This window comes from Gilliamella sp. Nev3-1 (assembly GCF_001690435.1).
Classification (GTDB): Bacteria; Pseudomonadota; Gammaproteobacteria; order Enterobacterales; family Orbaceae; genus Gilliamella; species Gilliamella apicola_C.
Genome location: NZ_LZHN01000020.1, coordinates 31,525 through 58,405 on the forward strand (window position 1 = coordinate 31,525; position 26,881 = coordinate 58,405).

Below are 26,881 nucleotides of genomic sequence, written 5' to 3' on the forward strand. Positions count from 1 at the left end.
ATGATAAAAGCCAAAAAACGTATTAAAGCTACCGCGTCAATCTATGTTGTGCAATCTAAAAAACAAGCATCAGAAGCTATTAAATATCTGGGTGATATTCAACGTGAATTGATTCGTTTAGAAGCTGAAATGAACGATAAAATCGCTGAAATTACCGCAAGTTATTCATCAAATATTGAAGTATTAAAAAAGAAGTCAGCGGAAATACAACAAGGTATCCAAATTTGGTGCGAAGCAAACCGTGACGAGCTGACAAATAACGGTAAAGTTAAGACTGCAAATCTAGTTACTGGAGAGGTTCAGTGGCGTAATCGACCGCCATCGTGTGTTATTCGTGGTGTAGAAACTGTTATAGAAACCCTGAAAAAACTAAACCTAGAACGATTTATTCGTACAAAAGAAGAAGTTAATAAAGAAGCTATTTTAAATGAAGCAAACGTTGTCGCTCATGTACCAGGTATTACCATTAAAAAAGATGTAGAGGATTTTGCAATAGTCCCATTTGAACAGGAGGTTATCTAATCATGCAAACACAAGATTTTTATATTTTGCATCAATTTGTATTAAGCCAGATAGCTAATTTTATAGCTCATTGTAAAGAGTATGGTTTATCTGAATGTGAAGCTGATCGCATCATCGATGAGTTGGAGGAATTAGCAAATGGGTAAAGTGACATTAATAATTGAATTTGAAAATGGTAAAGAACCGTCTTTTCATGCAAATCAAAATATTTTAGGAGGTCAATTATCTTTTGTCGCATTTTCTGACTTAAATGAATCAATTAGAAATGATATTGAAAGAATCATAAAAAAAAATTTAGGTAAACTACCATCAATAAATGATGATGCTAAAGATATTTTGGTTGATATAGCTAATGAATTTGATTTATTAGAAAAATTTAATTTGATAATGAAAACTAAATTTTCTAATCCTAAACGCTATATGCCTGATTATCATGTTTCAATCAGTCATGAACATTCGTTTATGCGTGAAGTTCAGGGGCAGGGTTATGTCGATGGACAGATATATGATGAACTCTATGCCGAATATGTTAAGTTAAAATCAGGTTCTATCTAGATGAAATCTAAATACATCAAGCTTATTCATATAGCTAAAACACAACTTAATTTAGATGACGATATCTATCGTCATCTATTACTGACTATAACTAAAAAAACTAGCACTAAGGATATGACAGTTTGGGAACTAGAAAAAGTTATAACTAATTTGAAATTAAAAGGTTTTAAAGTTAAATCATCAAAAAAAACGGGGAAGATAACAGCTACAGAACCAGTTCATAAAAAAATACGCTCATTATGGCTAGAACTAGCTGATGCAAGTGAAATCAAAAATCGTTCTGAAAAAGCTATCAATTCTTATGTAAAACGTATTACTGGTGTTGAAGTGATGGATTGGCTGACTCAAAAACAAGCAATGGTTGTAATTGAAAGCCTAAAAAGTTGGCAAGCACGCATATAAAGGAAGAAGTATGAAATTAACACGTTGCCCTATTTGCCATAACGAAATTAATTTAGACGCATTGGTTGAGGATGATTCTGGTAGAGAATTACTGATATTAGTAAGTAATTTAAGCTATGGCTGTGCTAAACCAATGATTGCCTATATTGGTTTATTTCGTACTCAAAAATCAAATTTAAGCAATTCTAGAGCAGTAAACCTAATCAATGAAGTTTTAAAATTATATCAACCTAGCAGGCATCTGGCACATGCGCTAAGAGAAACCGTCAATAATATTCACGCTAAGCGTGCACTAGGTGAATATAAGCCGTTTAAAAATCATAATTATCTAAAGTCAGTTTATGATTCTACTAAGCATTTATTTGCGTACGTTGAACATAAAGAAGAAGATAAACCTGTTCGTAGCAGTAATGAAGAGTATTTTGAACAGATGTATAGAGCCGGTATTGATTTTAATAAATTAGAAAAAAATATACCTGGTGCACTAGATTGGTATAAGAAGAAAACAGGAGCGTAAATTATGACAAAGTCTGCAATGTCTATCAAACGTCACGAATTACTAACACATGTATCATTATCTGCGGCTAACGACGCAATGGATTATGGTTTACCTGAAGATATTGCAGCACAGTTAGGTGATAACATTGCAAATACAATTTCAGAACTATTTGGTGGTCAAAATTTCACATTTCCAAGAGATTATTTTTTTAAGTTAAACAAACGCGATCTACAAATTTATGATGCATTTAAAGGTAATAATTATGCAGAACTCAGCCAAAAATATAATATGACAGAACGAGGTATTAGAAAAGTAATCGACCGAGTTCATAAACGAATGATAAAAGAAAAACAACCAGCCTTATTTGATTTCAATGATGCCTAATCAATTTTTAGAACAAAATTTTTTAGGCAATTTTTTATTTCATATTTTGTAACACTTTTTCAAAAAACAATTTCAATATTTCCCTGTTTATTTTGCTATATCCCATTTATCTCATCATTCTGTTATTATTTATCATGTTCTGTTTCATTTTGACCTAAACTAGTTGTCGAAGGATGCCTATTGGCCGTTGAACTATCTCTTTTTTATTCTTTCTAGCTTGGAATAATATGAAAACTGGGTATCGTTCCTTCCTAAAAAGGTGATTATAATGCATTGTAATCTTTAAACTGTGGCGGTGTGAAGTAGCGAGTATAAATCACCTTTCTACTTTCTTCACTTCACTGAGTTTAAAATTGCACCTCATGTTTTAATCCAAAAAATAACCAGAAAAACTTTAATAAAATCAATGACTTTTCTGACTAATTTTTAAACTATAAAATCCTCAATTGCTAAATCACCAATCGGTTACTGATGGTTATGATTCGGCACCAAAATATACCACGACAGCCATGCATGAGGTCGGAGATTTAGCACAAAGCCTACCCAAATCGAATGTGATAACAGTAGCCTATTTTATCCACAAAAAGCAAAACGCCCAAAATCACACAGCTCTCAAAATAAGCCATTTTGCACTGAAAAATCAGTCAGAAAAGCCATTGATTTTATTTAATTTTTTGTTGTAAAATAAAAATGCAGAATCCAAATGGCTAACTTCCTATAAAACTATAGCCATAAAAGGGAAAGTAGATTTTTTAATATGTCATAAAGGAGATGGTCGGCGAGAGAGGATTCGAACCTCCGACCCACTGGTCCCAAACCAGTTGCGCTACCAAGCTGCGCTACTCGCCGTTAGGAAGCGCATAATACTTCGCTTCCTGAAAAGTGTCAATACTTATAGTAAAAAATATATAGCAAAAAATAGGCTTGAGATTTTTATTTTGCTAACGGTGCTGGTGTTTTACCAATACGTTGATAAAATTCAACAACAAAATCCTCGTAACATTTGTTAGCAACCGCCTCACGAATTTCAGACATTAAGCGTTGATAATAACGTAAATTATGAATGGTATTTAAACGTGCACCTAAAATCTCACCACATTTATCTAAGTGATGAAGATACGATTTAGTGTAATTTTTACACGTATAGCAATCACAATGAGGATCAAGTGGTGTTGTGTCATCTTTATATTTAGCATTACGAATTTTAATCACACCATTGGTAACAAATAAGTGACCATTGCGGGCATTGCGGGTTGGCATCACACAGTCAAACATGTCAATACCACGGCGTACGCCTTCGACTAAATCTTCAGGTTTCCCCACCCCCATTAAATAACGGGGTTTATCAGCGGGTAATTGTGGGCAAGTGCCTTCTAATATACGGTGCATATCAGCCTTGGGTTCACCAACCGCTAACCCGCCAACCGCGTAACCGTCAAAGCCTATTTCAGTTAATCCTTTAATTGAAATATCCCGTAATTCTTGATGAATACCACCTTGCACAATACCAAATAGTGCATTTTTGTTGCCTAATTCATCAAAGCGTTGTCGGCTGCGTTTAGCCCAACGTAAAGACATTTCCATTGATTTTTTGACATAATCCCAATCAGCGGGAAAGGGGGCACATTCATCAAAAATCATTACAATATCAGAACCCAGATCGTATTGGATTTCCATTGAAATTTCAGGCGATAAGAAAATCGAATCGCCATTAATTGGATTACGAAAATGAACACCTTCTTCTTTGATTTTTCGAATATCGCCTAAACTAAAAACTTGAAACCCACCTGAATCGGTTAAAATAGGTCCTTTCCATTGCATAAAGTCATGCAAATCACCATGTTTACGCATGATTTCTTGCCCTGGCCTTAGCCATAAGTGAAAAGTATTACCGAGTAATATTTGCGCACCTGTTGCAGCAACTTCTTCTGGCGTCATACCTTTTACCGTGCCATAAGTGCCTACAGGCATAAACGCTGGGGTTTCAACAGTGTATTCAACTCCACGGCGATCGAATTTCATTCGCCCACGACGAGCTAACCCGTCAGTATTATCTAGTTCAAATTTCATTTTTTGTTAACCTCTTGCGACCAAATAAACAGTTTGGCGCGAATTATTGTTATAATGCGTAATCGCATCATTAATTTGCGGGACCTAGTTTATCTTGCTTGACTAAAATAAACAATATTTGAAGGGGCTTTGAATCGTTTGAAACGTATTATTCTACTATTGTCAGGTTGGTCGATATTTTTTCTCACTGGGTGTCAAATTCAAAGTAAAAAAACTTATCCCAAAGTGATTACTTCCGATCGGATTCAATTGTTATCTGAAAATGATATTTTTTCAATTAGTCAGATGGCTTGCCTTGAAATAGATAAGCGGGCAGTCATTCCTCCTGATTACCATGCTTTAAGCCAAAGGCTCAATAAAATTGCTAAAACCCTGCCTAGCAAGGCTAATAATATTGAGATAAATTATCAAGTTTATATTAATACTGAACCTAATGCATGGTCTACCGCTAATGGTTGTATACGTGTAAACAGTGGTTTGATGAAATTGTTGAATGATAATGAGTTACAGGCAGTACTTGCCCATGAGCAGGCGCATATCGCACTTAAACATGCTATTAGCTTATTTAAGCAAGCGCCTTATATCGAATTTACTGATAAAATTGGTGAACTTGTTGTTATTGCTAAAAAAGACGTGGCTCAACAATATGAAATTGAAGCTGATAACTATGCTTTTGATTTATTAATAAGTAAAAACATAGATCCGATGAGTTTAGTTGACATGTTAGCCAAATTGCCTATTCACTCAACCAATAAACCAACATCACATCCTTCAAGAATAAAACGAATAAAGAATATTATTGCTAGACTAAAGCGGTAAATAGCTATTTGTGCGATCAGTTAAATAATAGCCAACTAGGTTTGCACTTAGCTCAATTTTATTTGGCTATTTATTTAACCGCTTTTTAAGATTTATTATCACGAAGCCGAAATAAACATAGCATCACCGTAGCTAAAAAAACGATAGTTTTCTTTAACAGCATGCTGATAAGCATTCATGGTATTTTCGTAACCAGCAAAAGCAGAAACAAGCATAATCAAAGTTGATTCCGGTAGGTGAAAATTTGTGATAAGTGAGTCAATAACCTTAAACTGATAGCCTGGGTAAATAAAAATTTGGGTATCGTCAAAAAAAGGAGCGATTTTTCCTGTCTTTTGTGCGGCACTTTCTAAAGCGCGAACCGATGTAGTCCCTACTGCGATCACTTTATTGTTTCTGGCTTTGCATGCTAATACGGCATCGACAACCGAATCGGGGACTTGAGCATATTCTGAATGCATAATATGTGCCTCAATATTTTCAACTCTAACAGGCTGAAATGTTCCCGCTCCAACATGTAAAGTAACAAAAGCCATTTCAACGCCTTTTTGTTTTAATTTTTCTAATAAAGGTTTATCGAAATGAAGACCTGCTGTAGGTGCGGCAACCGCGCCAGGCACTTTACTATAGACTGTTTGATAAACTTCACGATCCTGTTCGTTGTCAGGACGATCGATGTAAGGTGGTAAAGGAATATGACCAATTTTATTCAAAATACTGAGCACATCATCAGGGAATTGTAATTCAAATAAAGCATCGTGACGTGCTATCATGGTCACATTAATGTGTTCATTTTCACCTAATATTAGCTCAGTTCCTTCTTTTGGTGATTTTGAGGCTTTAATATGCGCAAGAGCACGATTACCATCTAGTAATCTTTCAATTAATACTTCAACTTTGCCACCAGATGCTTTTTTTCCATACAAACGGGCAGGAATCACTTTGGTGTTATTAAAAATCAATAAATCACCTGGATTAATTTTATCGATAATATCAGTAAATACCTGATCTTCAATTTTACCTGTACGACTATCAAGAGATAGCAGTCGACATGCACTTCTGGTTGCTAAAGGGTGTTTCGCAATGAGCTCTTTTGGAAGCGAGAAGTCAAAATCTGATAGTTGCATAATTGTATTCCTCAAAAAATGAGGCATTAGTCTAAAGCCCTGATTATGTCTAATCAAGTAATTATTTGTTGATTATTATAATAGTTGCGTTAAAATTTTAGGCGCCTAACAGAAGTTAGCCGATTAAAAGTTATATTAATATAAGGAAAATAACATGAAAAAACATCAAAAAACATTGCTAGTTGCACTTCCTTTAGTTGCTGCAATGTCACTAGTTGGTTGTAAAAATATGAGCGCAGATGACTTAACTAGTCTTGGCATGAAAAGTTTAAAAGCTGCAACCTTAAGCGATAATGATGTGAAAGCATTAAGTCAAAAATCATGTGCTCAAATGGATGCACAATCAAGAATTGCTCCTAAAAATAGTGTTTATACTAAACGATTAAATAAAATCGCTAAAGCGCTAGGTAATAACTTAGATGGCACTCCAATCAACTATAAAGTATACATCACAAAAGATGTTAATGCTTGGGCAATGGCTAATGGCTGTGTTCGTGTATATAGTGGTTTAATGGACATGATGACTGACAATGAAATTCAAGGTGTTTTAGGTCACGAATTAGGCCACGTTGCTTTAGGCCATAGCAAAAAAGCTATGCAAGTGGCTTATGCAACAGAAATCGCTCGTGATGCAGCAGCAGCATCAGGTAATGCAAAATTAGCTTCATTATCTAATTCTAGCTTAGGTGCTTTAGCATCAGCAGTAATTAATGCTCAGTTCTCACAAAAACAAGAACAAGATGCGGATAACTATTCTTTCGATTATTTAGTTAAGAAGAAAATCAATCCAACTGGCCTTGCAACTGCATTTGATAAGTTAGGTGGTGGTGATTCTTCAATCTTAAGTAGCCATCCGTCTTCATCAGCGCGTGCAGATAATATTCGTAAAAAAATTGCAGAGTTAAAAAAATAAGTTCTGTGATTGTATTATGAAAGCGTCATTCATGGCGCTTTTTTTATATCTAATTGATTGTTTTTGATAGTAATGGTTTGGTGATGAATTTATTGCAGAATCCATCAACCAAAAAACTAAGATTTAACAATAACCGTTTAAAAATGACTTTTTATTGTTTATAAAAAGATAAGAATTTAGCAAATCGCCCAATTGCATCTTCAAGGTCGCCTAAATATGGTAAAGCAACAATTCTAACGTGATCTGGCTTATGCCAATTAAAACCGGTTCCTTGTACAAGTAACACTTTTTCCTGTAACAAAAAGTCTAATACCAATTTTTGATCATTATGGATGTTAAATTTTTTCTGATCTAATTTGGGAAATAAATACAAAGCGCCTTGTGGCTTAGTACATGAAACACCCGGAATATCGTTCAGTAGGCGCCACGCCAACATACATTGCTCATATAAGCGACCACCTGGCACAATAAATTCATTGATACTTTGATACCCACCAAGAGCCCCTTGAATCGCATGTTGTAATGGTACATTGGCGCATAAGCGCATGGAAGCAAGCATATTTAGACCTTCAATATAGCCTTTTACGTGATGCTTAGGACCACAAAGTGCCATCCATCCTTGTCTAAATCCCGCAACTCGATATGTTTTTGATAAACCGCTCATCGTAATAACAAATAAATCAGGCGCCAATGCAGCAATTGAATGATGTACGGCATCATCATATAAAATTTTGTCGTAAATTTCATCAGCGAAAATAATCAGATTATTTTGACGGGCGATTTCAGCAACCTCAAGCAATATTTCTTTACTATAAACAGCACCAGTTGGATTATTGGGATTGATAATTACAATACCTTTTGTTCTAGGTGTAATTTTTTGTTTGATATCATCTAAATCTGGTGACCAATTTGCTTCTTCATCGCACAAGTAATGAGCCGCATTTCCGCCCGATAAACTTACTGCCGCGGTCCATAGTGGATAGTCAGGCATAGGTACCAGAATTTCATCACCACTATTAAGCAATGCTTGCATAGACTGGACGATTAATTCCGATACGCCGTTGCCAATGTAAATATCTTCAACATCTAAACTGTTAATACCTCTGGCTTGATAATGTTGCATAATTGCTTTGCGGGCAGAGTAAAGGCCTTTTGAGTCACAATATCCTTGTGAAGAAGGTAAATTTCTAATGACATCAACTAACAATTCATCAGGAGCTGCAAAGCCAAAAGGAGCGGGATTTCCAATATTAAGTTTAAGGATTGTTTGACCTTCTTCTTCTAGCCTTTTAGCATGCTCAAGAATTGGTCCACGAATATCGTAACAAACGTGATCCAATTTGTTTGATTTTTGGAAATTTACCATAATATCGCCCTTTCTTTTTTATTGTGATCGTTTTTTAATGTAATGAAAAAAACAATCTACTCCTATTTAGATAATTTTTGAAGATGCTATTATAACTAGCTCAATAAATATTATTTAACTGTCTGAATTTTGTGCGGAGAGAGTTATGAAAACCATTTTAACCGTCATTGGTAAAGATCAAACTGGCATTATTGCCGGTATTAGTCAGAAATTATATGAATTAGATATTAATATTTTAGATGTCAGCCAAACAATTATGGATGAGTATTTTACGATGATTATGTTGCTTGACTTATCTAAAATCAATGTGGCCTTTGATGAGGTAAAAACGACATTGACGCAAACCAGTAAAAAACTAAAAGTTAAAGTCAACATTCAACGAGAAGAAATTTTTGATGCTATGCATCGTTTGTAATATCAACTCTCTATTTTTGTATAAAAGGATAGTACTAATGGAAACAAAACAGATCCTCGAAACCATTAAAATGATTGAGGAAGAAAAGCTTGATATTCGCACAATAACCATGGGTATTTCTCTCCTTGATTGTATTGATAGCGATGGCGAGAAAGCACGTCAAAAAATTTATAACAAAATTAATTTGTTAGCTAAAAATTTGGTAAAAGTCGGTGAGGAGATTACCTCAGAATTTGGCATTCCAATTATCAATAAGCGTATTTCTGTCACACCAATATCGTTAATTGCTGGTGCAAGCGAAGATAAAGATTATGTTGCATTTGCCAAAACACTTGATGAAGCCGCTAAAGCTGTTGGTGTTAACTTTATTGGCGGATTTTCGGCACTGGTACAAAAAGGTTATCACAAAGGTGATGAAATTTTAATTAATTCAATTCCACAAGCGCTTGCACAAACAGAACGCGTTTGCGCATCAGTAAATGTTGGTTCTACACAAACGGGAATCAATATGGATGCAGTCAAGCAAATGGGGCATATTATTAAACAAGCAGCACAATTAACTGCCGATAACAGCAGTATGGCATGTGCGAAGTTAGTTGTATTTGCCAATGCCGTTGAAGATAACCCATTTATGGCTGGCGCTTTTCATGGCGTAGGTGAAGCTGATTGCGTCATCAATGTCGGTGTGAGTGGCCCAGGTGTCGTTAAGCGTGCGCTTGAGAAAGTCAAAGGGCAACCTTTTGACGTTGTTGCTGAAACCATAAAAAAGACAGCATTTAAAATTACTCGTATGGGGCAACTAGTTGGTAAAGAGGCTTCTGAGCGCTTAGGCGTTAAATTTGGCATCGTCGATTTATCGTTAGCTCCAACCCCTGCAATTGGTGATTCAGTTGCACATATTTTAGAAGAAATGGGGCTAGAAGCAGTTGGCACTCATGGTACAACCGCAGCATTAGCTATGCTCAATGATGCAGTAAAAAAAGGTGGCGTCATGGCATGTGGTCATGTGGGCGGTTTAAGCGGAGCCTTTATTCCTGTTTCAGAAGATGCGGGTATGATTGATGCGGTAAATAACGGCGCGCTGAATCTTGAAAAACTAGAAGCAATGACTTGTGTTTGTTCAGTTGGACTAGATATGATTGCTATTCCAGGCGATACGCCAGCTGAAACTATTTCGGCAATCCTTGCTGATGAGGCAGCAATAGGGGTGATTAATCATAAAACGACAGCAGTTCGAATTATTCCTGCTGTGGGTTTAAAAGTAGGCGATAACATTGAATTTGGTGGCTTACTAGGTCATGCGCCCATCATGCCAGTAAATAACTTTAGCTCATGTGATTTTATTCGCCGTGGAGGGCGAATACCTGCTCCAATTCATTCATTTAAAAACTAATAGATTAATTTTAAATAATTGATACTCCTACTCTGCCTGCACTAAAGCTGGCAGAGTATTAAACTTTTAATGCAAAACTTACTTAGCAATAGCAAAATACGTTTCTTCAATAACATCTTCATTATTTCCAGATTCATTCCTTTCTCCTTCAACCTATCAATTTGAATGTATGGTAGCGCATTTCTGCGGTTTGCTTAGCTATACGCTCTTTACGCTTTACCCTAAGGTTAAGCTTTTATTCGCCACCTGACGATCCATGCCTATTAACAGTTAAGATATAGCGATTATTATTAATACCCAAAGGCTTTAATTAGCCTGGCAATAAATCCATTATCTAAAAAATTTTTTACCGTTTGTGGCGGGCTATTTTTTAACAAATCGTGGATACCTAACTCTCCCAATGATGCGCAATGTCATGGATATTATTTGGTACCAATTCCATTCGTTTCTTTTATCTTAATTTCCTACAATTGATGCTATCAAATTAGTGTTGATTTAACTCTAGCAATAGCAAATTAACAATATTTATAAAAGTTTGCTGATCACATCATGATGGAGGACGAAATGGGAAATGAATCTAACGACCAAATGTTTTTTGAAGATTTGATTCTTTTAGATAAAGACTTTCAAGATACAAATCAATTTTTCGATTTTACTTTTCCTATTTTAAAAAGTGGTGGTTATGTAAATCATTCCTTTTTAGATGCAATTAAACAAAGAGAGTCTTCATTTCCTACCGCATTACCAACTGAACCTTATGTGGTTGCGATGCCGCATACTGATGTCGAACATGTTATTAGACCGTTTATCTTTTTTACTCGATCCAAAGGAACTATTCCATGGCGTGAAATGGCAAATAATGACCATTTGTTAAAGGCTAACTTTGTGTTTTTGCTAGGGTTTAATCAAAAGGATGGGCATATTGATTTATTGCAAAAATTGATGTCCTGCTTTGTGAATTCGCGTTTTTTAGAAGAACTTTATCACGCAAAAACTGAACATGAAATTTTTACACTATTGACATCCAATATCAATTTATAAGGGGGCTTTATGAAAAAAGTTATTGTTGCATGTGGCAGTGGAGTGGCTACATCACAAACCGTTGCCAGCAAGGTTACTCGTTTATTAAAAGAACGGAATCTTGATGAGATAAAAGTAGAAGTTGTGGATCTGAAATCTGTCGATACTCACATTAAAAATAGTGCTGCTTATATAGCGATAACTAAAATTGAAAAACAGTACCCTATTCCTGTCATCAATGGTATTGCGTTTCTAACAGGAATAAATATGGAAGCGGAGCTACAAAAAATTATTGATGCCTGTAAATAGGAGTACAAATATGGAATTTCTTGGAACAATTATAAATTATATTTTGAATTTAGGTGCGCCAGTTTTTGTACCATTTATTATGCTCATTGCCGGCTTAATTGTACGCATGAAATTTAGAGATGGCGCTTCGGCCGCTATTACGCTAGGTGTGGCATTTGTTGGAATGAGTATGTTGATTGGTTTTATGGTTGGTGCTATTGGTTCAGCTGCGCAAACTATGATGGAGCGAACAGGAATTGAACTGAGCATTATTGATGGTGGCTGGACTACCATGGCAAACGTATCTTGGGCTTGGCCGTACGCTTTTCTTATGTTCCCTTTACAAGTGGGTATTAATATTTTAATGTTAGTATTAAAAAAAACCGATACCTTTAATGCTGACTTATGGAATGTGTGGGGGAAAATTTTTACCGCATTTATTGTTGTTGCCGTCGCTACCCCAATTTTAGGTTCTGTTGTGGCTTTGGTTCTTGCCTTTATTATTGCTACTTTGCAGATCATACTAGAACTTAATTCTGGTGATATTAATCAACATCGAATCGAAAAACTAACAGGTATTCCTGGTGTAACTTGTACTCATAGAATGCTGTTTTTCAGTGCAATTTATTATCCTTTTGATCTATTACTACGCAAAATACCTACTTTAAATAAACCGATGGATGCAGCAACGTTACGATCAAAGATTGGCGTATTTGCTGAAAATCATGTTATTGGATTTTTATTAGGTGTGACTTTTGGGATTATTGCTGGCTATGATGTTGCAGCTATTTTAATGCTTGGGGTACAAGCTGCTACTGCTCTTATGTTATTTCCAATGATCTCTAAATTATTTATGCAAGCACTATCGCCGATTTCTGAGGCGATTAGTGATTATATGAATAAACGTTTTGCTGGTCGTAAATTATTTGTTGGTTTAGATTGGCCATTTATGGGTGGTCCGAGCGAGATTTGGTTTACAGTAATAGTTGCTATTCCTTTTACCTTAATTTGGGCTGTTATTTTACCAGGTAACAAAATTCTGCCTTTTGCTGGTATTATTAATGTTGCCCTTATTGTTCCAGCTTATATTCTAACTAAAGGAAACACATTAAGGATGGTAATTTTAGCCATTATTGGAGTGCCATTCTTTTTATTTGCTGGAACTCAATTTGCTCCGATTATTACCGATTTGGGATTAGCCACTAAAGCTATTGATATTCCATCTAATCAGTTAATTTCAAATAGTTCTATCGATGCACCTGTTTTTACCTATACTTTTTCATTTATTTGGCAATGTTTGCAAGGCTATTTTGTGCCATTGATTTTTACTGCTTATTGGTGTGTGGGTTATTTGTTTTATGCACGTGAACTACGCAAAGAAGCGATACAAGATGTAGCAGAAAAAAATAATAAATAAATGAAAGTTAAAGTATTCGTTGAACATAATTTGCAGTAAATCTGATGGTAATGTTAGTTGCCATCAGGCAACGAACGATAAGGTAATTGTTATATGGTTGTCGATAAGCGAATTCATGCTGTTTTAAAAGCATTAATTCATCATCCAAATATGAGTGGCGTTGAGCTTCAATCTGAATTTGGGTTAACTCGTAAACAGCTTAGTTATACCATTAAGAAAATTAATAACTTTCTTGAATCATCTAATCTTGAATTAATTAAACGATTTAAAACTGGTAAGTTTAGTGTTCCTAAATTAGTGATCGAAACCTTTAGAGATGAGCCCGTATCGCTTGCTATTGGACGTTATATTTATTCTGAAGATGAACGAGTTCATTTACTACTCTTTTTTCTGTTAATTAGAACGGAAAGGATGTCGTTAATACATCTTTCTTCATCGCTTACTGTCAGTCAAAACACCGTTATCAATGATATCAAAAAAGTACAAGCAATGATTGTTCAATATCATTTACAAATCAACTATGACCGCGAGAATGGTTATCGTATTATCGGTAATGAAATTGACAAACGTTATTTGTTGCTAAAATTAATTCGTCGAATTATTAGTATGCCAATAGCTGACAAAATTTTTAGAGAAAATGAGATTATTACCCAAGGCCGCTTAGAACAAGTAGGACAGGTATTTAGCGAAATAGAAAAGAAATTAAAAATTGTTTTTACTGATGAGCAGTTGCAAGAGCTAACTTACTTTATTTGTTTTATGTTACAGCGCATAGAAACCGATAAAAAAATTGCGCTTTTGCCAGAAAATTATACTGAAGTTGCAAATGGTCGTGATTTTCAATTATTGAAAAAGCTCATTGAAAAATTTGGTATTACTGATCTTAATGAGCAAATTTTTTTAATGGTATTAGTGCAAAGCTCTAATATACAAACTCTATCCGATAAATATTTCCATTTAGATGCGGTGCTATTAGAAAGTGTTGTTGAGGTTATTGCTAATTTTGAACAGATTAGTTGTATCACCTTTAAAGATAAGAGCGAACTGATTGAACGCATTTATCAGCATTGGAAACCTGCTTATTATCGTATTCGATATCATATTTCTAATATCAACAGTGTATATGACATTGTATTGCAAGAGTTTGGTCACTTACATGAAATGGTACGAAAAGCGATTTCCCCTTTTGAAAAAATATTGCATTGTAATATGCCAGATGAAGAAGTCGCTTTTATTACTGTACTTTTGGGCGGTTGGTTAACTCGAGAAGGTTTGATCAACCGAATTAAAACAAAGAAGATCGCAATTTTTGTTTGCGAAAATAGTGCAACTGTCTCAACTTATCTTTACCTGACTTTACAAGTATTGCTTCCTGAATTACATTTTTCTGATGCCATGTCTAAACGTGAGTTCGAAAAATATCATCATTATTATGATATTGTTTTTTCTACCTCACATTTATCTACCGATAAATTGTTATTTATTGTTAATCCTTCACTGAATAATTTTCATAAAAATGCTTTTCGTCATCAAGTGATTGGCACTTTACAAGGTATTGATCCTAGCATTATTCAAGTTGATGAGCTGATGTTTATTATTGAAAAATATAGCAATATCAAAGATCAAAAAGCACTGCAAAAGGAGTTAACTGCATATCTTTATAACGATGAAATGAATGATAACCCCGTACTAATAACACAACAAGAAATCCCCTCATTAGCCGACTTAATGCAAAAAGAACATATCAACATTATAGAAAAAGTGAATATAGCATGGGAGGACGCATTGGCATTAGCCGCACAGCCATTGTTAAACAACCAATCCATAGAAAGTGATTATCTTGAAAGAATGGTGAATAAAATCCAATTTGAGCAACCTTACATTATGCTAGTCGGTGGGTTAATTATTGCCCATGCTGGCATTGATGATGGTGTAAATAAAGTCGCTATGTCTTTACTTAAACTATCAGAAAAAATCACTATTTGTGGTTATATGCAAGCGGATTTAATTGTTGTTTTAGCAACAAATAATCCACAAAAACACCTTAAAGCACTTGCCCAATTAAATGAATTATTAGAATTTCACGAAGGCGCAACGCGCATACGAAATGCCAAAAATAGCAATGAAATTTGGGAGTTGTTTGCCAATTATCAATGAATATCTTGTCAAAATAGGAGTTACACAATGTTAGAGATACAAAAACAATATGTGGTCGACATGGCTAAAACATCGAGTGAGTGGGGACTTTGTAAACATAAAGCAGGTAATTCTAGCGTTCGTGATAAAGAGTCGGGGTATGTTCTTGTCACGCCAACAACAATTGATAAAAAGTTGTTAACAATTCGGGATATTGTTGTGATGGATCTTGATGCTAACGTTATTGAAGCCGATTCAGGATTGAGACCAACTAGTGAGTGTTTAATGCATCTTGCAATTTATAAAGCTCGCCCAGATATTTTTGCTATTTCACACACGCATTCTATTTTTGCAACATCATTTGCTGTATTAGCAAAACCTATTCCTGCCGTTGTTTATGAGTGTGCAATTCTTAATTTAAAAGATGGTGTGATTCCTGTTGCACCCTATGGGCGACCAGGTACCCCAGACCTTTCAAATAGCGTTATCGAACCCATAAAACGAGCTGATGCCATTTTAATGGAAAAGCATGGTGCTATTGCCGTAGACAAAGATCCTTATGAAGCTGTATTAAAAGCTGCATATATTGAAGAAATGGCTGAAATATACTATCACGCTTTACTGATTAATGGTGGTAAAGATCCAGGTGGATTTCCGCCAGAAGAGTTACAGTGCTGGGCCTATCCTTCACAAATTAAATTTAAAAAATAATTTTTAGTCTATTTATTTTAATACGTTAATTGTAGGAAAACGCCGAGTTGTTTACACTTCATGGTTAAAATAATCCTCTAAAAACTCATAAGGCGTTTTCCCTGAAATCGCTTTATGCGGTTTAACGGTATTATAAAAATTAATAAAGCGTTTCAGTTTTTGTTTTCTATCTTGTGAATCGCTAAATATATGCTGATTATACCACATCGCAATTCAAAGTTCGTATCACTCTTTCGGCTTTCCCATTCGTTTGTGGGCAGGCGGGTTTGGTGAATTTTTGATTAATACGATGGCTATGGGACGTTTTAACAAATAAGTGTTCACTTTGTAAATACCCCAAACCTAGTACACAACTCACGTAGAAAATCATGCTGCTTGTTTTAGTGTTTTATACTCAATCGGTGTCATGTTATTTAATGCCTCATGCGGTCTTTCGGTGTTATAACTGGTTAGCCATTCTTCGGTTACCTTTCTTACTTGTTCCAGATTATTAAATAAATATAAATCTAATACCTCTGTGCGATAGGTGCGATTAAATCGTTCAATATACCCGTTTTGATATGGGCTACCGGGCTGGATATAATCAATGGCTATATCATGGGATTTAGCCCAGTTTATAAAGGTTTTTCCTGTAAATTCTGGTCCATTATCGACTCGTATTTTTAATGGATACCCATGATATTCAGCCAGTTTATCTAAGTAACGGGTAATTCGCCCTGCCGGTAAGCTTACTGCAATATCAATGCCTAGCGCCTCACGATTAAAGTCATCGATGACATTGAATGTCCTAAAGCGACGTTGATTACCACTACTATCACTCATAAAATCCATTGACCAACATTCACCTTGTTTATTGGGTGCTGATAGCCTTTCTGGGTTTCGTGGAGGAATGCGCTGTTTACGCTTTACCCTGAGATTAAGCTTTAATTCACAATACACCCGATACACCCGTTTATGATTCCATTGATAGCCAAGCTTTCTGATGCGATTAAAACATTTGGGAAAGCCCCAGCGTAAATGCCGGTCTGTGATAGCATTCAACACCGAAATAATCACCGAATCATCCAGTAACTTAGGTTGATAATAGTAAGCACAACGGCTTAAGCCAACAATGGCACAACTCATAGCAATAGTAACTGAATGATTTTGTTGTAGTTGCTGTGCCCACGTTTTACGTGCCTTTGTGGGCACTAAAGCTTTTTTATGATTTCTTCCTGAAGCTGAGATTTTAAACTGAGCTCAGCAAACATCTGTTTAAGTTTACGGTTTTCGGCCTCAAGCTCCTTTAAACGTTTAATATCAGAGGTTTCCATACCACCGTATTTATCACGCCATTTATAGAAAGTTGAATTTGCCATGCCCTATTTACGGCACAGTTCTTTAACGGGAATACCCGCTTCAGCTTCTTTTAAAATAGCGACGATTTGATGTTCAGTCATTTTTTTCATAATTAAATCCCCTTTACTTTTATCATAGAGAATTTTCTACTTTTTTGCTGTACTATTTTAGGGGATAGTTACACATTGTAACAATAAAAAATACTAAACAATATATTAAGGTAGCCGTTCAATGAGATATTTATATTTTTTCCTTACATTACTCTTTGTGTCATTTTTAGCCACTGGAGGGATCTTTGTCAAATTAAGTGAATTAGGACCTATTAGTACAGGTTTTTATAGGGTACTGTTTAGCATTCCAATACTATATCCTTTTTTTAAAATAGAAAAAAGGAATAAAGTGATCTGTAAAGATAAACTTTTACTCTATATTTCTGGAGGATTTCTAGCAGGGGATTTAATACTGTGGAATATATCTTTCTCATATACGACAGTCGCAAATGCAAATTTATTAGCAAATTTAGTCCCTTTTAGTATAGTGCCGGCCTGCTATTTTTTATATAAAGAAAAAATATCAAAAAAATTTTTACTAGGATTGTTTTTAGCTTTATTAGGGCTTTTTATCCTGATCACCGGTAAACAAAATACTAACGAAGGAAATGTCTTTGGTGATTTTCTTGCATTTATGACATCTATTTTTTATGCCTTATTTTTACTCATTGTTTACAAAGTAAGAACTAGAGTATCTAGCGTACAAGTTATGTATTATAGTGCCTTTGGCTCAGTTGTTGTCCTTTTATTAGCCAGTTTAATTATGGAGGGAGTTAGTTACCCTACAAGTTGGAGAGAACTATGGCCTCTTATTGGGTTAGCTATTTTTTCCCAAATACTAGGGCAAGGTGGCCTTAGCTATATTCTAGGAAAAATATCTGCTAGCCTTGCATCAATATTAGTTCTTATGCAGCCTGTTATTTCCGCATTATATGCTTATATTCTTTTTCATGAAAATCTATCTCTCCAAGAGATTCTAGGAATATTTATTGTTATAGTCGGGATTTTCTTTGCTAAAAATAAATGACTTTTCTATCCTTTTTTAAGACTGAATTCGGTACAATTTAGAATTCAGTTTTTACTTTTTGTAGTTGCTAAAGCGGATGGAAAATTAGTTACAACTTTCTATCAAAAAGAATTCAAATAATTCAAAGAATTAGAGTGTGTTGATCTTTCGTGATTGTTTTTTAGACGGCATGATGTGAGTTATAATAATTCTGCAAAAAACAACCCTAACTCGATTCATCATGCCAAGAACAATGCTAACAGATAAACGGTGGGAAAAGCTACTACAAATAATGAAAAATACCGGCCGAGTTTATAATAAATCCGAGCATCGGATGACGTTTGAAGGGATCCTTTTCCGAATGAGAACCGGTATTCCTTGGCGAGATTTGCCAGAAGAGTTTGGTGGATGGAGCACCGTCTATAGGCGATTTAATTTGTGGTCTAAAAAGGAATATTAGTTGATATTTTCAAACATTTATCACAACTAGTGGATTTTGAATGGGTGTTCCTAGATGGCTCGATTATCAGGGCTCATCAACATAGTACAGGCGCTGCAACGGAGCATTCCGAGCAAATAGGTCAGAGCTGTGGCGGTCATTCAACTAAAATTCATCTTGCGGTTGATAGTGGTGGTTTGCCTATTTTTTTTGAGCTTTCTGAAGGACAACGACATGATATCACTTATGCAGAAAACCTAGTTGAAAAGCTCGATGAAGTGAATACAGTGATAGCCGATAAAGGTTATGACAGCGAGCCTTTTCGGTGCTTTGTTCGTCAAAAAGGCGGACGAACGGTGATTGCTAAACGTAATTATGGTAAGGATATAGATAAAAGCAGTATGGATAGGTGCCTTTATCGCTATCGTCATTTAGTCGAGAATGCCTTTGCTAGAATCAAGCAATATCGTTCAATATCAACTAGATACGATAAGTTAGAAAGGAATTATGCCAGTATGGTATCACTGGCATTTATGTTAATGTGGCTGCCAATGTATTGTTGAGTAATTTATGTACAGCAAAGATCAACAGCCCCTAGTCAATTAATAGAAAAATAGTGAATCAGTAAAAAATTTTATTTTAAAAATTGGATGTTGTTTGAATAGTTAGACATTTTATCAATGATACTTAGAATATTCTTTTATCGATATTGCGATGATGATGTCCGCCGATGATGTCGGCGGATTTATTGTTTTATTGGGTTTGGATATATTCATTCATATATTTCAAAATATACGCCATTGAGGCCGCTCCTGGATCCATGTGACCAATTGCGCGTTCGCCTAAATTTTTAGCTCGTCCAAATACAGCAATCATCTGTTTCGTTTTTTCCGCGCCTTCCATAGCAGATTGTGCTATTTTAGGTAGCGCATCCATTAATTTCGAAGATGTTAATTGACTTGCGGTTGTTGCACTAGCGGCTAAGGCATCAACCATAGTCTTATCCCCTGGTTTGGCTTTTCCGCGTTGATAGACTGCCTGCCAACCTTCGTTAAGGAGTTTTGATAATGTATCGGAATCAAACTCTGTTACGCCTGTAATACTTTTTCCGCCCGCTCTAAATAAAGTACCAAAAATAGCGCCAGAAGCTCCGCCCATACTTATCATTAATTTTGTACCAATTTGCGTAAAAAAATCACCTATATTCGTTGGTTGAAATTTTTCGTCTTGTAGTAGCACCATGATAGCTGTAAATCCACGTTTCATACCGATGCCGTGATCACCATCGCCCACTAATTGATCTAAAGCGGTTAATGTTGGTTCACTTTCGATCATTTTTTCGGCAGTAAATAACATCATTTTACGAACTTGTAATAAATTCATTCTATTTCCTCCATCCTAATGTTTGGCAAGGTAAATCATAAAGATGTTGTAATTCTTCATCTAATTTCATTAAGCTAATTGAAAAACCAGACATTTCAAGGGATGTACAAAAATGGCCAACAACGACATCGTGGCTGATTATGCCGCGTGTATCCAGCTCAATACCGACTTTACGTGTTACAATGAACAGTTCAGCGTTACTCAGTGCGCCTAAATTATTAATTAATACACACACGCGGTCGCCTTTTTTAAACGGTAAATCATCACACAGGCTGTCTATCATCTCTTTAACAACTTCATCAGATGATGTTATAGCTTGTCGACGTAATCCAGCTTCACCATGAATACCAATACCAATCTCAATTTCGTTATCATCTAATTCAAAATTGAAATGATTTGATTGAGGTAATGCGCATCCATCTAGGGCGACACCGATGGTACGAACATTGTTGTTTGCTTTTGATACAACTTGGTAGAGATTTTCAAAATCGTATTTTTCAAATTGTGCGGCAGCGCCAGCAATTTTGTATAAAAACATAATACCAGCAACGCCACGGCGATCAGAAATCTTAGATAATGGTGCTGAAGCAATATCATCCGTTGCTCGAATCGTTTTGATGACAATATTTTCTTCTCCTAATATTTCGGCTGCAATATCAAAATTCATTCCGTCACCAGAATAGTTGCCATACAAAAATAGTACGCCTTTTCCTTTTTCTATAGCTTTGGTGACTTCAATAATTTGATCTGGAGATGGCGATGTGAAAGCTTCGCCAATTGCACAGCCATCAATACCGCCTTTACCAATAAATCCTGCAAAGGTTGGTTCGTGTCCACTACCACCACCCGAGACAATAACAATTTGATCGTTAGCAATATGGTTTCCATAAACGGCACAATGTTCAGAAATTGCAGTTAATCTACCCTGATAGGCATAGATCAATCCCTGCATGACTTCTTGTCTTACATTATTGGGATCATTAAGTAGTTTTTTGGGTTTGCGCATTCTTTATTTCCTCTTTAATTATAGTTAACAACGTTTTATTGTAGGGAAAATTAATAACTCAAACGAATACAATTAATGACAAATAATATCCTACTTATTGCGCATCATCGGGATGATTTAGTTGATCTTTATGAGAGCTAGAAATTTAGTTGTTTATTCTTGAAAGAACATAATAGCACCAATACATATTAATAACTTGTTTATAAAAGAATATTGCAGTTATAATTTGTAAAGTTTTCAAAAAAGCTGATATTTGAGTATAACCATCATCAAGAATTATCTATGAATACAGAATCTTATCTTCAACGTTTTAGTGGTATTGCACGGCTTTATGGACAATCAGCTTTACAATGCTTTTCGCAAGCGCATATTTGTGTGATTGGTATTGGCGGCGTGGGGTCTTGGGTTGCTGAATCGCTAGCGCGTAGTGGTATTGGTCAAATCACCTTAATTGATATGGATGATGTTTGCGTTACAAATACTAACCGTCAAATTCATGCGTTAAAATCCAATATTGGTAAAGCAAAGACATCGGTTATGGCTGAACGAATTTTACAAATCAATCCTGAATGTGTTGTGAATGAAATTGATGATTTCATTAATGGAGATAATGTCAGTGAATATTTGGGCACAAAACAATCACCTCGTTATCACTATATTATTGATGCTATCGATAGTGTAAATGATAAAGCGGCTGTACTTGCATATTGTAAGCGACAGAAATTAAAGGTGATTACCATCGGTGGGGCTGGTGGGCAAAAAGATCCTACCCAAATTAAAATTGCTGATTTAGCAAAAACAATTCAAGATCCATTAGCCGCTAAATTACGCGAAAAATTGAAAAATCATTATAAACTTAATAAAGACAGTAAAGGTAAATTTGCCATTCCATGTGTTTATTCTACCGAACAACTAATTTATCCAGCTAAAAATGGGCAAATATGCTTTACCAAAAGTGACGCAGACGGTCCTAAAAAAATGGACTGCGAATCAGGATTTGGGGCAATTGCCACAGTCACAGCAACTTTTGGTTTTGTTGCTGTGAGTTATGTATTAAATAGATTATGTCATTTATGATTTATATTTTGAACTAAACAATCGGCTTCTTTTTTATGTTATGATTTACGTTCAATAACAACTATTTTTTTTATTAGAAATAGTTGTTTATCTGTTGCTATTTTTATTATTCAATTTTTTTTCTCTTCTTAAAAATCCTTGTTCTATTATTAAACTACTTTTTTGTTTAATATCTTGTTGTATAAATTAAAAATCTGATTTAGGATAGTGCTAATTTCGTTTTGTTATTATGCTTAAGCATTAAATAGTTTCATGGAAGACGCCAAACGATCCCGATTTATTTTTTAATTTCAAGGAGAAATCTATGGCAGTAACTAATATGAATGAGTTAAATGAGTTAATGGCTCGAGTGAAAAAAGCACAGGAGACTTATTCAACTTATACTCAAGAGCAAGTCGACAAAATCTTTGTAGCAGCCGCAACAGCCGCTGCCGCTGCGCGTATCCCTCTTGCACAGCAAGCTGTTGCTGAGTCAGGAATGGGAATTGTTGAAGATAAAGTCATAAAAAATCTTTTTGCCGCTGAGTATATTTTAAATAAATATCGTCACGATAAGACTTGTGGCGTCGTGGCCGAGAATGAACCATTTGGTACTATTACTATAGCAGAACCACTTGGTATTATTTGTGGAATTGTTCCTACCACTAATCCAACTTCTACCGCAATTTTCAAATCCTTAATTAGTCTAAAAACACGTAATGCAATTGTCTTCTCTCCACATCCTAGAGCCAAAAAATCAACGATTGAAGCAGCTCGAATTGTGTTAGATGCGGCAATTAAAGCGGGTGCACCACAAGATATTATTGGTTGGATTGATGAACCATCTATCGAATTATCAAATGCATTAATGCATCACGATGATGTGGCTGCTATTTTAGCAACGGGTGGACCGGGTATGGTCAAAGCAGCGTACAGTTCAGGTAAACCAGCATTAGGTGTTGGAGCGGGTAATACACCTGTTGTTATTGATGAAACAGCTGATTTAAAACGTGCTGTGGCTTCTGTACTTATGTCTAAAACCTTTGATAATGGTATGATTTGTGCTTCAGAACAAGCTATTGTCGTGGTTGATTCTGTGTATGATGAAGTGCGCCGTTTATTAACCCAATATGGCGCATATGTTTTAAATGCTAAAGAAACACAAGCAGTGCAAGGCATCATTTTAAACGATAAAGGTGCATTAAATGCCAATATTGTTGGTCAACCAGCAACAAAAATTGCTGAAATGGCAGGTCTTAAAGTGCCTGCTGGTTCAAAAGTCCTGGTTGGTGAAGTGAATAATGTTGATTTATCTGAGCCATTTGCCCATGAAAAACTTTCCCCAACGCTTGCTATGTTTAAAGCGAAAGATTTTTATGAGGCTGTTGATAAAGCAGAAAAGTTAGTTGAAATGGGGGGAATGGGGCATACTTCTGTTCTTTACACTGATCAAGATAGCAACCGTGAACGTATTGCTTATTTTGGTAGTAAAATGAAAACTTGCCGTATTTTAATTAATCAACCAGCAGCTCATGGTGGTATTGGTGATTTGTATAATTTTGATTTAGCACCATCTTTAACTTTAGGATGTGGTTCTTGGGGTGGAAACTCGGTATCTGAAAATGTTGGACCAAAGCACTTAATCAATAAGAAAACAATCGCTAAGAGAGCAGAAAATATGTTATGGCATAAACTACCAAGTTCTATCTATTTTAAACGTGGCTCATTACCTGTTGCTTTAAGTGAAGTGGTTGAGCAAGGCGCAAAACGCGTATTTTTAGTAACGGATAAATTCCTATTTAACAACGGTTATTCAAAACAAATCACTGATCAATTAGAAGCACAAGGTGTTATTTGCGAAACTTTCTTTGATGTTGAAGCAGATCCAACATTAAGTGTTGTCCGTAAAGGTACCGACTCAATGCAAGCATTCCAACCGGATACCATTATTGCTTTAGGTGGTGGTTCACCAATGGATGCGGCTAAAATCATGTGGGTTTTATATGAGCATCCTGAAACTAAATTCGAAGAATTAGCATTGCGCTTTATGGATATCCGTAAACGTGCTTGTCATTTCCCAAATATGGGACAAAAAGCAAAACTTATTTGTGTAACAACCACATCAGGTACAGGCTCTGAAGTGACTCCGTTTGCCGTTGTTACTGATGATGCAACAGGTCAAAAATACCCATTAGCGGATTATGCTATTACGCCTCATATGGCAATAGTTGATGCAAATTTAGTGATGAATATGCCTCGCTCACTTTGTGCTGCTGGTGGTTATGATGCAGTAACACATGCTTTAGAAGCTTATGTGTCGGTGATGGCAAGTGAGTTTTCTGATGGCCAAGCTTTACAAGCATTAAGTCTGTTAAAAACCTACTTACCGACAAGTTATAAAGAAGGTGCCAAAAATCCTGTTGCTCGAGAAAAAGTGCATAGTGCAGCAACATTAGCCGGTGTTGCTTTTGCTCAGGCATTCCTTGGCGTTTGTCACTCAATGGCGCATAAAATTGGGGCAGCTTTCCATATTCCACATGGTGTGGCAAATGCGATGTTAATTAGTAATGTGGTGCGTTTTAATGCAACTGACAAACCAACTAAGCAGGGCACATTTAGCCAATATGGTTATCCTAAAGCAATTATCCGTTATGCAGAAGTTGCTGATCATTTAGGTTTAACCGCAGCTACTGATAAAGATGAGATGAAAGTCGAGAAATTAATTGCTTGGTTAGATCAGCTTAGAAAAGATCTTGATATCCCATTCTCAATTAAGGAATTTGGAGTCGATGAAAACACTTTCTTAGCACAGGTTGATCAATTGGCTGTTGATGCTTTTGATGACCAATGTACAGGGGCAAATCCTCGTTATCCTTTAATTGCAGAGTTAAAACAAATTCTGCTTGATACTTATTATGGTCGTGCATATCAGGATAGAGGGGACATTAGTGAGGATGTTGCTGTACATACCGCAGCAAAAGGTGTGGAGAGTTCTAAAAAAACTAGCTAAAAAGAAATAATATAAATTTACACTTTGATTAAAAAAAGACCTGGAATAGTTTGAATTTCAGGTCTTTTTTATGTTTTTGATTTTTTTTTAATCAAACAAAATAAAATTTGTTTTTTTTGCTTGCAAGGTTAAATGTTCTAGTTCATAATGCGCAGCACTTAGGCCGGCTTAGCTCAGTAGGTAGAGCAACTGACTTGTAATCAGTAGGTCGCCAGTTCGATTCCGGCAGCCGGCACCATTTTCCTAAGTAGACAAATTTATAAAGATTCGGGGTGGGGTTCCCGAGCGGCCAAAGGGAGCAGACTGTAAATCTGCCGTGTCACACTTCGAAGGTTCGAATCCTTCCCCCACCACCATCATCTAATGTTAGCAATAGCTAATTGAAGCATTTAGGTAGCCGAGTTTGAACATGCGGGCATCGTATAATGGCTATTACCTCAGCCTTCCAAGCTGATGATGCGGGTTCGATTCCCGCTGCCCGCTCCAATTGCTGATATAGCTCAGTTGGTAGAGCGCACCCTTGGTAAGGGTGAGGTCGGCAGTTCAAATCTGCCTATCAGCACCATTCTTGTTATTCTCCTAAACTTCTAAAAATATTAAATTTGACTGCTTTTAATGCTTGTCACTAGATAGCTTTATCTGTTATTATTCAGAGCTAATTTTAAGTTAGTATTATGTTGATATTAAATATGATACTTGGTTAATGTGGTGAATCGCCACCGATTTGTATTACATTTGAGGGACAATCGATGTCTAAAGAAAAATTTGAACGTACAAAACCCCACGTTAACGTTGGTACAATCGGCCACGTTGACCATGGTAAAACAACTTTAACTGCAGCAATTACTTCTGTTCTTGCTAAAAAATACGGCGGTCAAGCTCGTGCATTCGATCAAATCGATAACGCACCAGAAGAAAAAGCACGTGGTATCACCATCAATACTTCACACGTTGAATACGATACACCAACTCGCCACTATGCGCACGTAGACTGCCCAGGCCATGCTGACTATGTTAAAAACATGATCACTGGTGCGGCACAAATGGACGGTGCTATCTTAGTCGTAGCAGCAACTGATGGTCCTATGCCACAAACTCGTGAGCACATCCTTTTAGGTCGTCAAGTAGGTGTTCCTTACATCATCGTATTCTTAAACAAATGTGATATGGTTGATGACGAAGAGTTATTAGAATTAGTTGAAATGGAAGTCCGTGAGCTTCTATCTCAATACGATTTCCCAGGTGATGACACACCAGTAATCCGTGGTTCAGCGCTTAAAGCATTAGAAGGCGAAGCAGCGTGGGAAGACAAAATTGTTGAATTAGCTGAAGCATTAGACAGCTACATCCCAGAGCCAGAGCGTGATATTGATAAACCATTCCTATTACCAATTGAAGACGTATTCTCAATTTCAGGTCGTGGTACAGTAGTAACTGGTCGTGTTGAACGCGGTGTAATCAAAGTGGGTGAAGAAGTTGAAATCGTGGGTATCAAACCAACAACTAAAACCACTTGTACTGGTGTTGAAATGTTCCGTAAATTACTTGACGAAGGT

General features: G+C 35.9%; 26 protein-coding genes, 5 tRNA genes and 1 pseudogene. 24 read left to right on the forward strand and 8 right to left on the reverse strand.

Annotated features, from left to right (window positions below; translation table 11 throughout):
* The 6 genes from A9G40_RS04250 to A9G40_RS04270 are packed head-to-tail and all read left to right on the forward strand — an operon-like array spanning position 1 to position 2,362.
* Positions 1 to 522: a host-nuclease inhibitor Gam family protein gene (locus A9G40_RS04250; protein WP_065582049.1), complete on the forward strand. Its 522-nt coding sequence runs from the start codon at positions 1 to 3 to the stop codon at positions 520 to 522.
* A 2-nt stretch (positions 523 to 524) separates the two neighbouring features.
* Complete coding sequence (locus tag A9G40_RS14905) at positions 525 to 668, forward strand: hypothetical protein (RefSeq protein WP_176700438.1); 144 nt, start codon at positions 525 to 527, stop codon at positions 666 to 668.
* On the forward strand, positions 661 to 1,077 hold the full coding sequence (locus A9G40_RS04255; protein ID WP_065574267.1) for a hypothetical protein: 417 nt from the start codon (positions 661 to 663) through the stop codon (positions 1,075 to 1,077). Before A9G40_RS14905 ends, A9G40_RS04255 begins: the two co-directional genes overlap by 8 nt.
* Positions 1,078 to 1,479: a gp16 family protein gene (locus tag A9G40_RS04260; RefSeq protein WP_065582050.1), complete on the forward strand. Its 402-nt coding sequence runs from the start codon at positions 1,078 to 1,080 to the stop codon at positions 1,477 to 1,479.
* 10 nt (positions 1,480 to 1,489) lie between these two features.
* A complete protein-coding gene (locus A9G40_RS04265; protein ID WP_065582051.1) occupies positions 1,490 to 1,996 on the forward strand; it encodes a hypothetical protein in 507 nt (168 codons plus the stop codon).
* A 3-nt stretch (positions 1,997 to 1,999) separates the two neighbouring features.
* Complete coding sequence (locus A9G40_RS04270; RefSeq protein WP_065567026.1) at positions 2,000 to 2,362, forward strand: Mor transcription activator family protein; 363 nt, start codon at positions 2,000 to 2,002, stop codon at positions 2,360 to 2,362.
* Between the two features lie 772 nt (positions 2,363 to 3,134).
* Here A9G40_RS04270 and A9G40_RS04275 read toward each other — a convergent pair.
* Together A9G40_RS04275 and tgt are read right to left on the reverse strand one after the other, a co-directional pair.
* Positions 3,135 to 3,211: transfer RNA gene (locus tag A9G40_RS04275), tRNA-Pro, on the reverse strand.
* Between the two features lie 84 nt (positions 3,212 to 3,295).
* A complete protein-coding gene (gene tgt, locus A9G40_RS04280; protein ID WP_065582052.1) occupies positions 3,296 to 4,432 on the reverse strand; it encodes a tRNA guanosine(34) transglycosylase Tgt in 1,137 nt (378 codons plus the stop codon).
* Positions 4,433 to 4,570: 138 nt separating this feature from the next.
* Between tgt and A9G40_RS04285 the strand changes: the two genes are divergently transcribed.
* Positions 4,571 to 5,251, forward strand: a complete 681-nt coding sequence (locus A9G40_RS04285) for a M48 family metalloprotease (RefSeq protein WP_065582053.1) — start codon at positions 4,571 to 4,573, stop codon at positions 5,249 to 5,251.
* A gap of 98 nt (positions 5,252 to 5,349) precedes the next feature.
* Here A9G40_RS04285 and queA read toward each other — a convergent pair whose 3' ends face one another.
* Positions 5,350 to 6,378, reverse strand: coding sequence for a tRNA preQ1(34) S-adenosylmethionine ribosyltransferase-isomerase QueA (queA, locus tag A9G40_RS04290; protein WP_065582054.1), 1,029 nt, complete (start codon positions 6,376 to 6,378; stop codon positions 5,350 to 5,352).
* 154 nt (positions 6,379 to 6,532) lie between these two features.
* On the opposite strand from queA, the gene A9G40_RS04295 reads away from it, so the two are divergent.
* On the forward strand, positions 6,533 to 7,291 hold the full coding sequence (locus tag A9G40_RS04295) for a M48 family metalloprotease (protein ID WP_065582055.1): 759 nt from the start codon (positions 6,533 to 6,535) through the stop codon (positions 7,289 to 7,291).
* A gap of 151 nt (positions 7,292 to 7,442) precedes the next feature.
* Here A9G40_RS04295 and A9G40_RS04300 read toward each other — a convergent pair whose 3' ends face one another.
* Entirely contained in the window at positions 7,443 to 8,657 is a 1,215-nt protein-coding gene (locus tag A9G40_RS04300; protein ID WP_065582056.1) for a pyridoxal phosphate-dependent aminotransferase, read from the reverse strand.
* A 145-nt stretch (positions 8,658 to 8,802) separates the two neighbouring features.
* Here A9G40_RS04300 and A9G40_RS04305 point away from each other — a divergent pair, with 145 nt between their 5' ends.
* The 7 genes from A9G40_RS04305 to A9G40_RS04335 all read left to right on the forward strand — a co-directional run bounded on the left by A9G40_RS04305 (position 8,803) and on the right by A9G40_RS04335 (position 16,037).
* On the forward strand, positions 8,803 to 9,072 hold the full coding sequence (locus A9G40_RS04305; protein ID WP_065582057.1) for an ACT domain-containing protein: 270 nt from the start codon (positions 8,803 to 8,805) through the stop codon (positions 9,070 to 9,072).
* Between the two features lie 37 nt (positions 9,073 to 9,109).
* Positions 9,110 to 10,465, forward strand: a complete 1,356-nt coding sequence (locus A9G40_RS04310) for a PFL family protein (protein WP_065582058.1) — start codon at positions 9,110 to 9,112, stop codon at positions 10,463 to 10,465.
* Between the two features lie 549 nt (positions 10,466 to 11,014).
* Complete coding sequence (locus A9G40_RS04315; protein ID WP_081302145.1) at positions 11,015 to 11,506, forward strand: PTS sugar transporter subunit IIA; 492 nt, start codon at positions 11,015 to 11,017, stop codon at positions 11,504 to 11,506.
* A 9-nt stretch (positions 11,507 to 11,515) separates the two neighbouring features.
* Positions 11,516 to 11,794: a PTS sugar transporter subunit IIB gene (locus A9G40_RS04320; protein WP_065566501.1), complete on the forward strand. Its 279-nt coding sequence runs from the start codon at positions 11,516 to 11,518 to the stop codon at positions 11,792 to 11,794.
* Positions 11,795 to 11,804: 10 nt separating this feature from the next.
* Entirely contained in the window at positions 11,805 to 13,190 is a 1,386-nt protein-coding gene (locus A9G40_RS04325; protein ID WP_065582059.1) for a PTS galactitol transporter subunit IIC, read from the forward strand.
* 93 nt (positions 13,191 to 13,283) lie between these two features.
* Complete coding sequence (locus A9G40_RS04330) at positions 13,284 to 15,347, forward strand: BglG family transcription antiterminator (protein WP_065582060.1); 2,064 nt, start codon at positions 13,284 to 13,286, stop codon at positions 15,345 to 15,347.
* A gap of 27 nt (positions 15,348 to 15,374) precedes the next feature.
* Positions 15,375 to 16,037 (forward strand): class II aldolase/adducin family protein, encoded by a 663-nt coding sequence (locus A9G40_RS04335; RefSeq protein ID WP_065582061.1) that lies wholly within the window; start codon positions 15,375 to 15,377, stop codon positions 16,035 to 16,037.
* Between the two features lie 51 nt (positions 16,038 to 16,088).
* Here A9G40_RS04335 and A9G40_RS15740 read toward each other — a convergent pair whose 3' ends face one another.
* Both A9G40_RS15740 and A9G40_RS04345 read right to left on the reverse strand, forming a co-directional pair.
* Positions 16,089 to 16,244: an integrase core domain-containing protein gene (locus tag A9G40_RS15740; RefSeq protein WP_141673618.1), complete on the reverse strand. Its 156-nt coding sequence runs from the start codon at positions 16,242 to 16,244 to the stop codon at positions 16,089 to 16,091.
* Positions 16,245 to 16,403: 159 nt separating this feature from the next.
* Positions 16,404 to 17,485 (reverse strand): annotated as a pseudogene (locus tag A9G40_RS04345) (IS3 family transposase).
* Between the two features lie 121 nt (positions 17,486 to 17,606).
* Here A9G40_RS04345 and A9G40_RS04355 point away from each other — a divergent pair.
* Positions 17,607 to 18,452 carry a DMT family transporter gene (locus tag A9G40_RS04355; RefSeq protein ID WP_065566497.1) on the forward strand — a complete coding sequence of 282 codons (846 nt, stop codon included), beginning with the start codon at positions 17,607 to 17,609 and terminating at the stop codon, positions 18,450 to 18,452.
* 220 nt (positions 18,453 to 18,672) lie between these two features.
* Positions 18,673 to 19,433 (forward strand): IS5 family transposase gene (locus A9G40_RS04360; protein WP_141675187.1). Its coding sequence is split into 2 segments (ribosomal slippage): positions 18,673 to 18,877 and positions 18,877 to 19,433, totalling 762 coding nucleotides; the frame shifts between segments, so codons are not numbered across the junction.
* Between the two features lie 190 nt (positions 19,434 to 19,623).
* Here the strand turns inward: A9G40_RS04360 and dhaL are convergent.
* Together dhaL and A9G40_RS04370 are read right to left on the reverse strand one after the other, a co-directional pair.
* Positions 19,624 to 20,253 carry a dihydroxyacetone kinase subunit DhaL gene (gene dhaL, locus A9G40_RS04365; protein WP_065582062.1) on the reverse strand — a complete coding sequence of 210 codons (630 nt, stop codon included), beginning with the start codon at positions 20,251 to 20,253 and terminating at the stop codon, positions 19,624 to 19,626.
* 1 nt (position 20,254) lies between these two features.
* Complete coding sequence (locus A9G40_RS04370) at positions 20,255 to 21,259, reverse strand: dihydroxyacetone kinase subunit DhaK (RefSeq protein ID WP_065582063.1); 1,005 nt, start codon at positions 21,257 to 21,259, stop codon at positions 20,255 to 20,257.
* Between the two features lie 282 nt (positions 21,260 to 21,541).
* Between A9G40_RS04370 and tcdA the strand changes: the two genes are divergently transcribed.
* From tcdA to tuf, 7 genes are all read left to right on the forward strand, one after another.
* Positions 21,542 to 22,336, forward strand: coding sequence for a tRNA cyclic N6-threonylcarbamoyladenosine(37) synthase TcdA (tcdA, locus tag A9G40_RS04375; RefSeq protein WP_065582064.1), 795 nt, complete (start codon positions 21,542 to 21,544; stop codon positions 22,334 to 22,336).
* 304 nt (positions 22,337 to 22,640) lie between these two features.
* Entirely contained in the window at positions 22,641 to 25,325 is a 2,685-nt protein-coding gene (gene adhE, locus A9G40_RS04380; RefSeq protein WP_065582065.1) for a bifunctional acetaldehyde-CoA/alcohol dehydrogenase, read from the forward strand.
* Between the two features lie 162 nt (positions 25,326 to 25,487).
* Positions 25,488 to 25,563: transfer RNA gene (locus A9G40_RS04385), tRNA-Thr, on the forward strand.
* Positions 25,564 to 25,596: 33 nt separating this feature from the next.
* Positions 25,597 to 25,681 (forward strand) — tRNA-Tyr (locus A9G40_RS04390).
* A gap of 55 nt (positions 25,682 to 25,736) precedes the next feature.
* Positions 25,737 to 25,811, forward strand: a tRNA-Gly gene (locus tag A9G40_RS04395).
* Positions 25,812 to 25,814: 3 nt separating this feature from the next.
* Positions 25,815 to 25,890: transfer RNA gene (locus tag A9G40_RS04400), tRNA-Thr, on the forward strand.
* Between the two features lie 184 nt (positions 25,891 to 26,074).
* The coding region (gene tuf, locus A9G40_RS04405; RefSeq protein ID WP_065582066.1) for an elongation factor Tu at positions 26,075 to 26,881 on the forward strand (807 nt) is incomplete at its 3' end.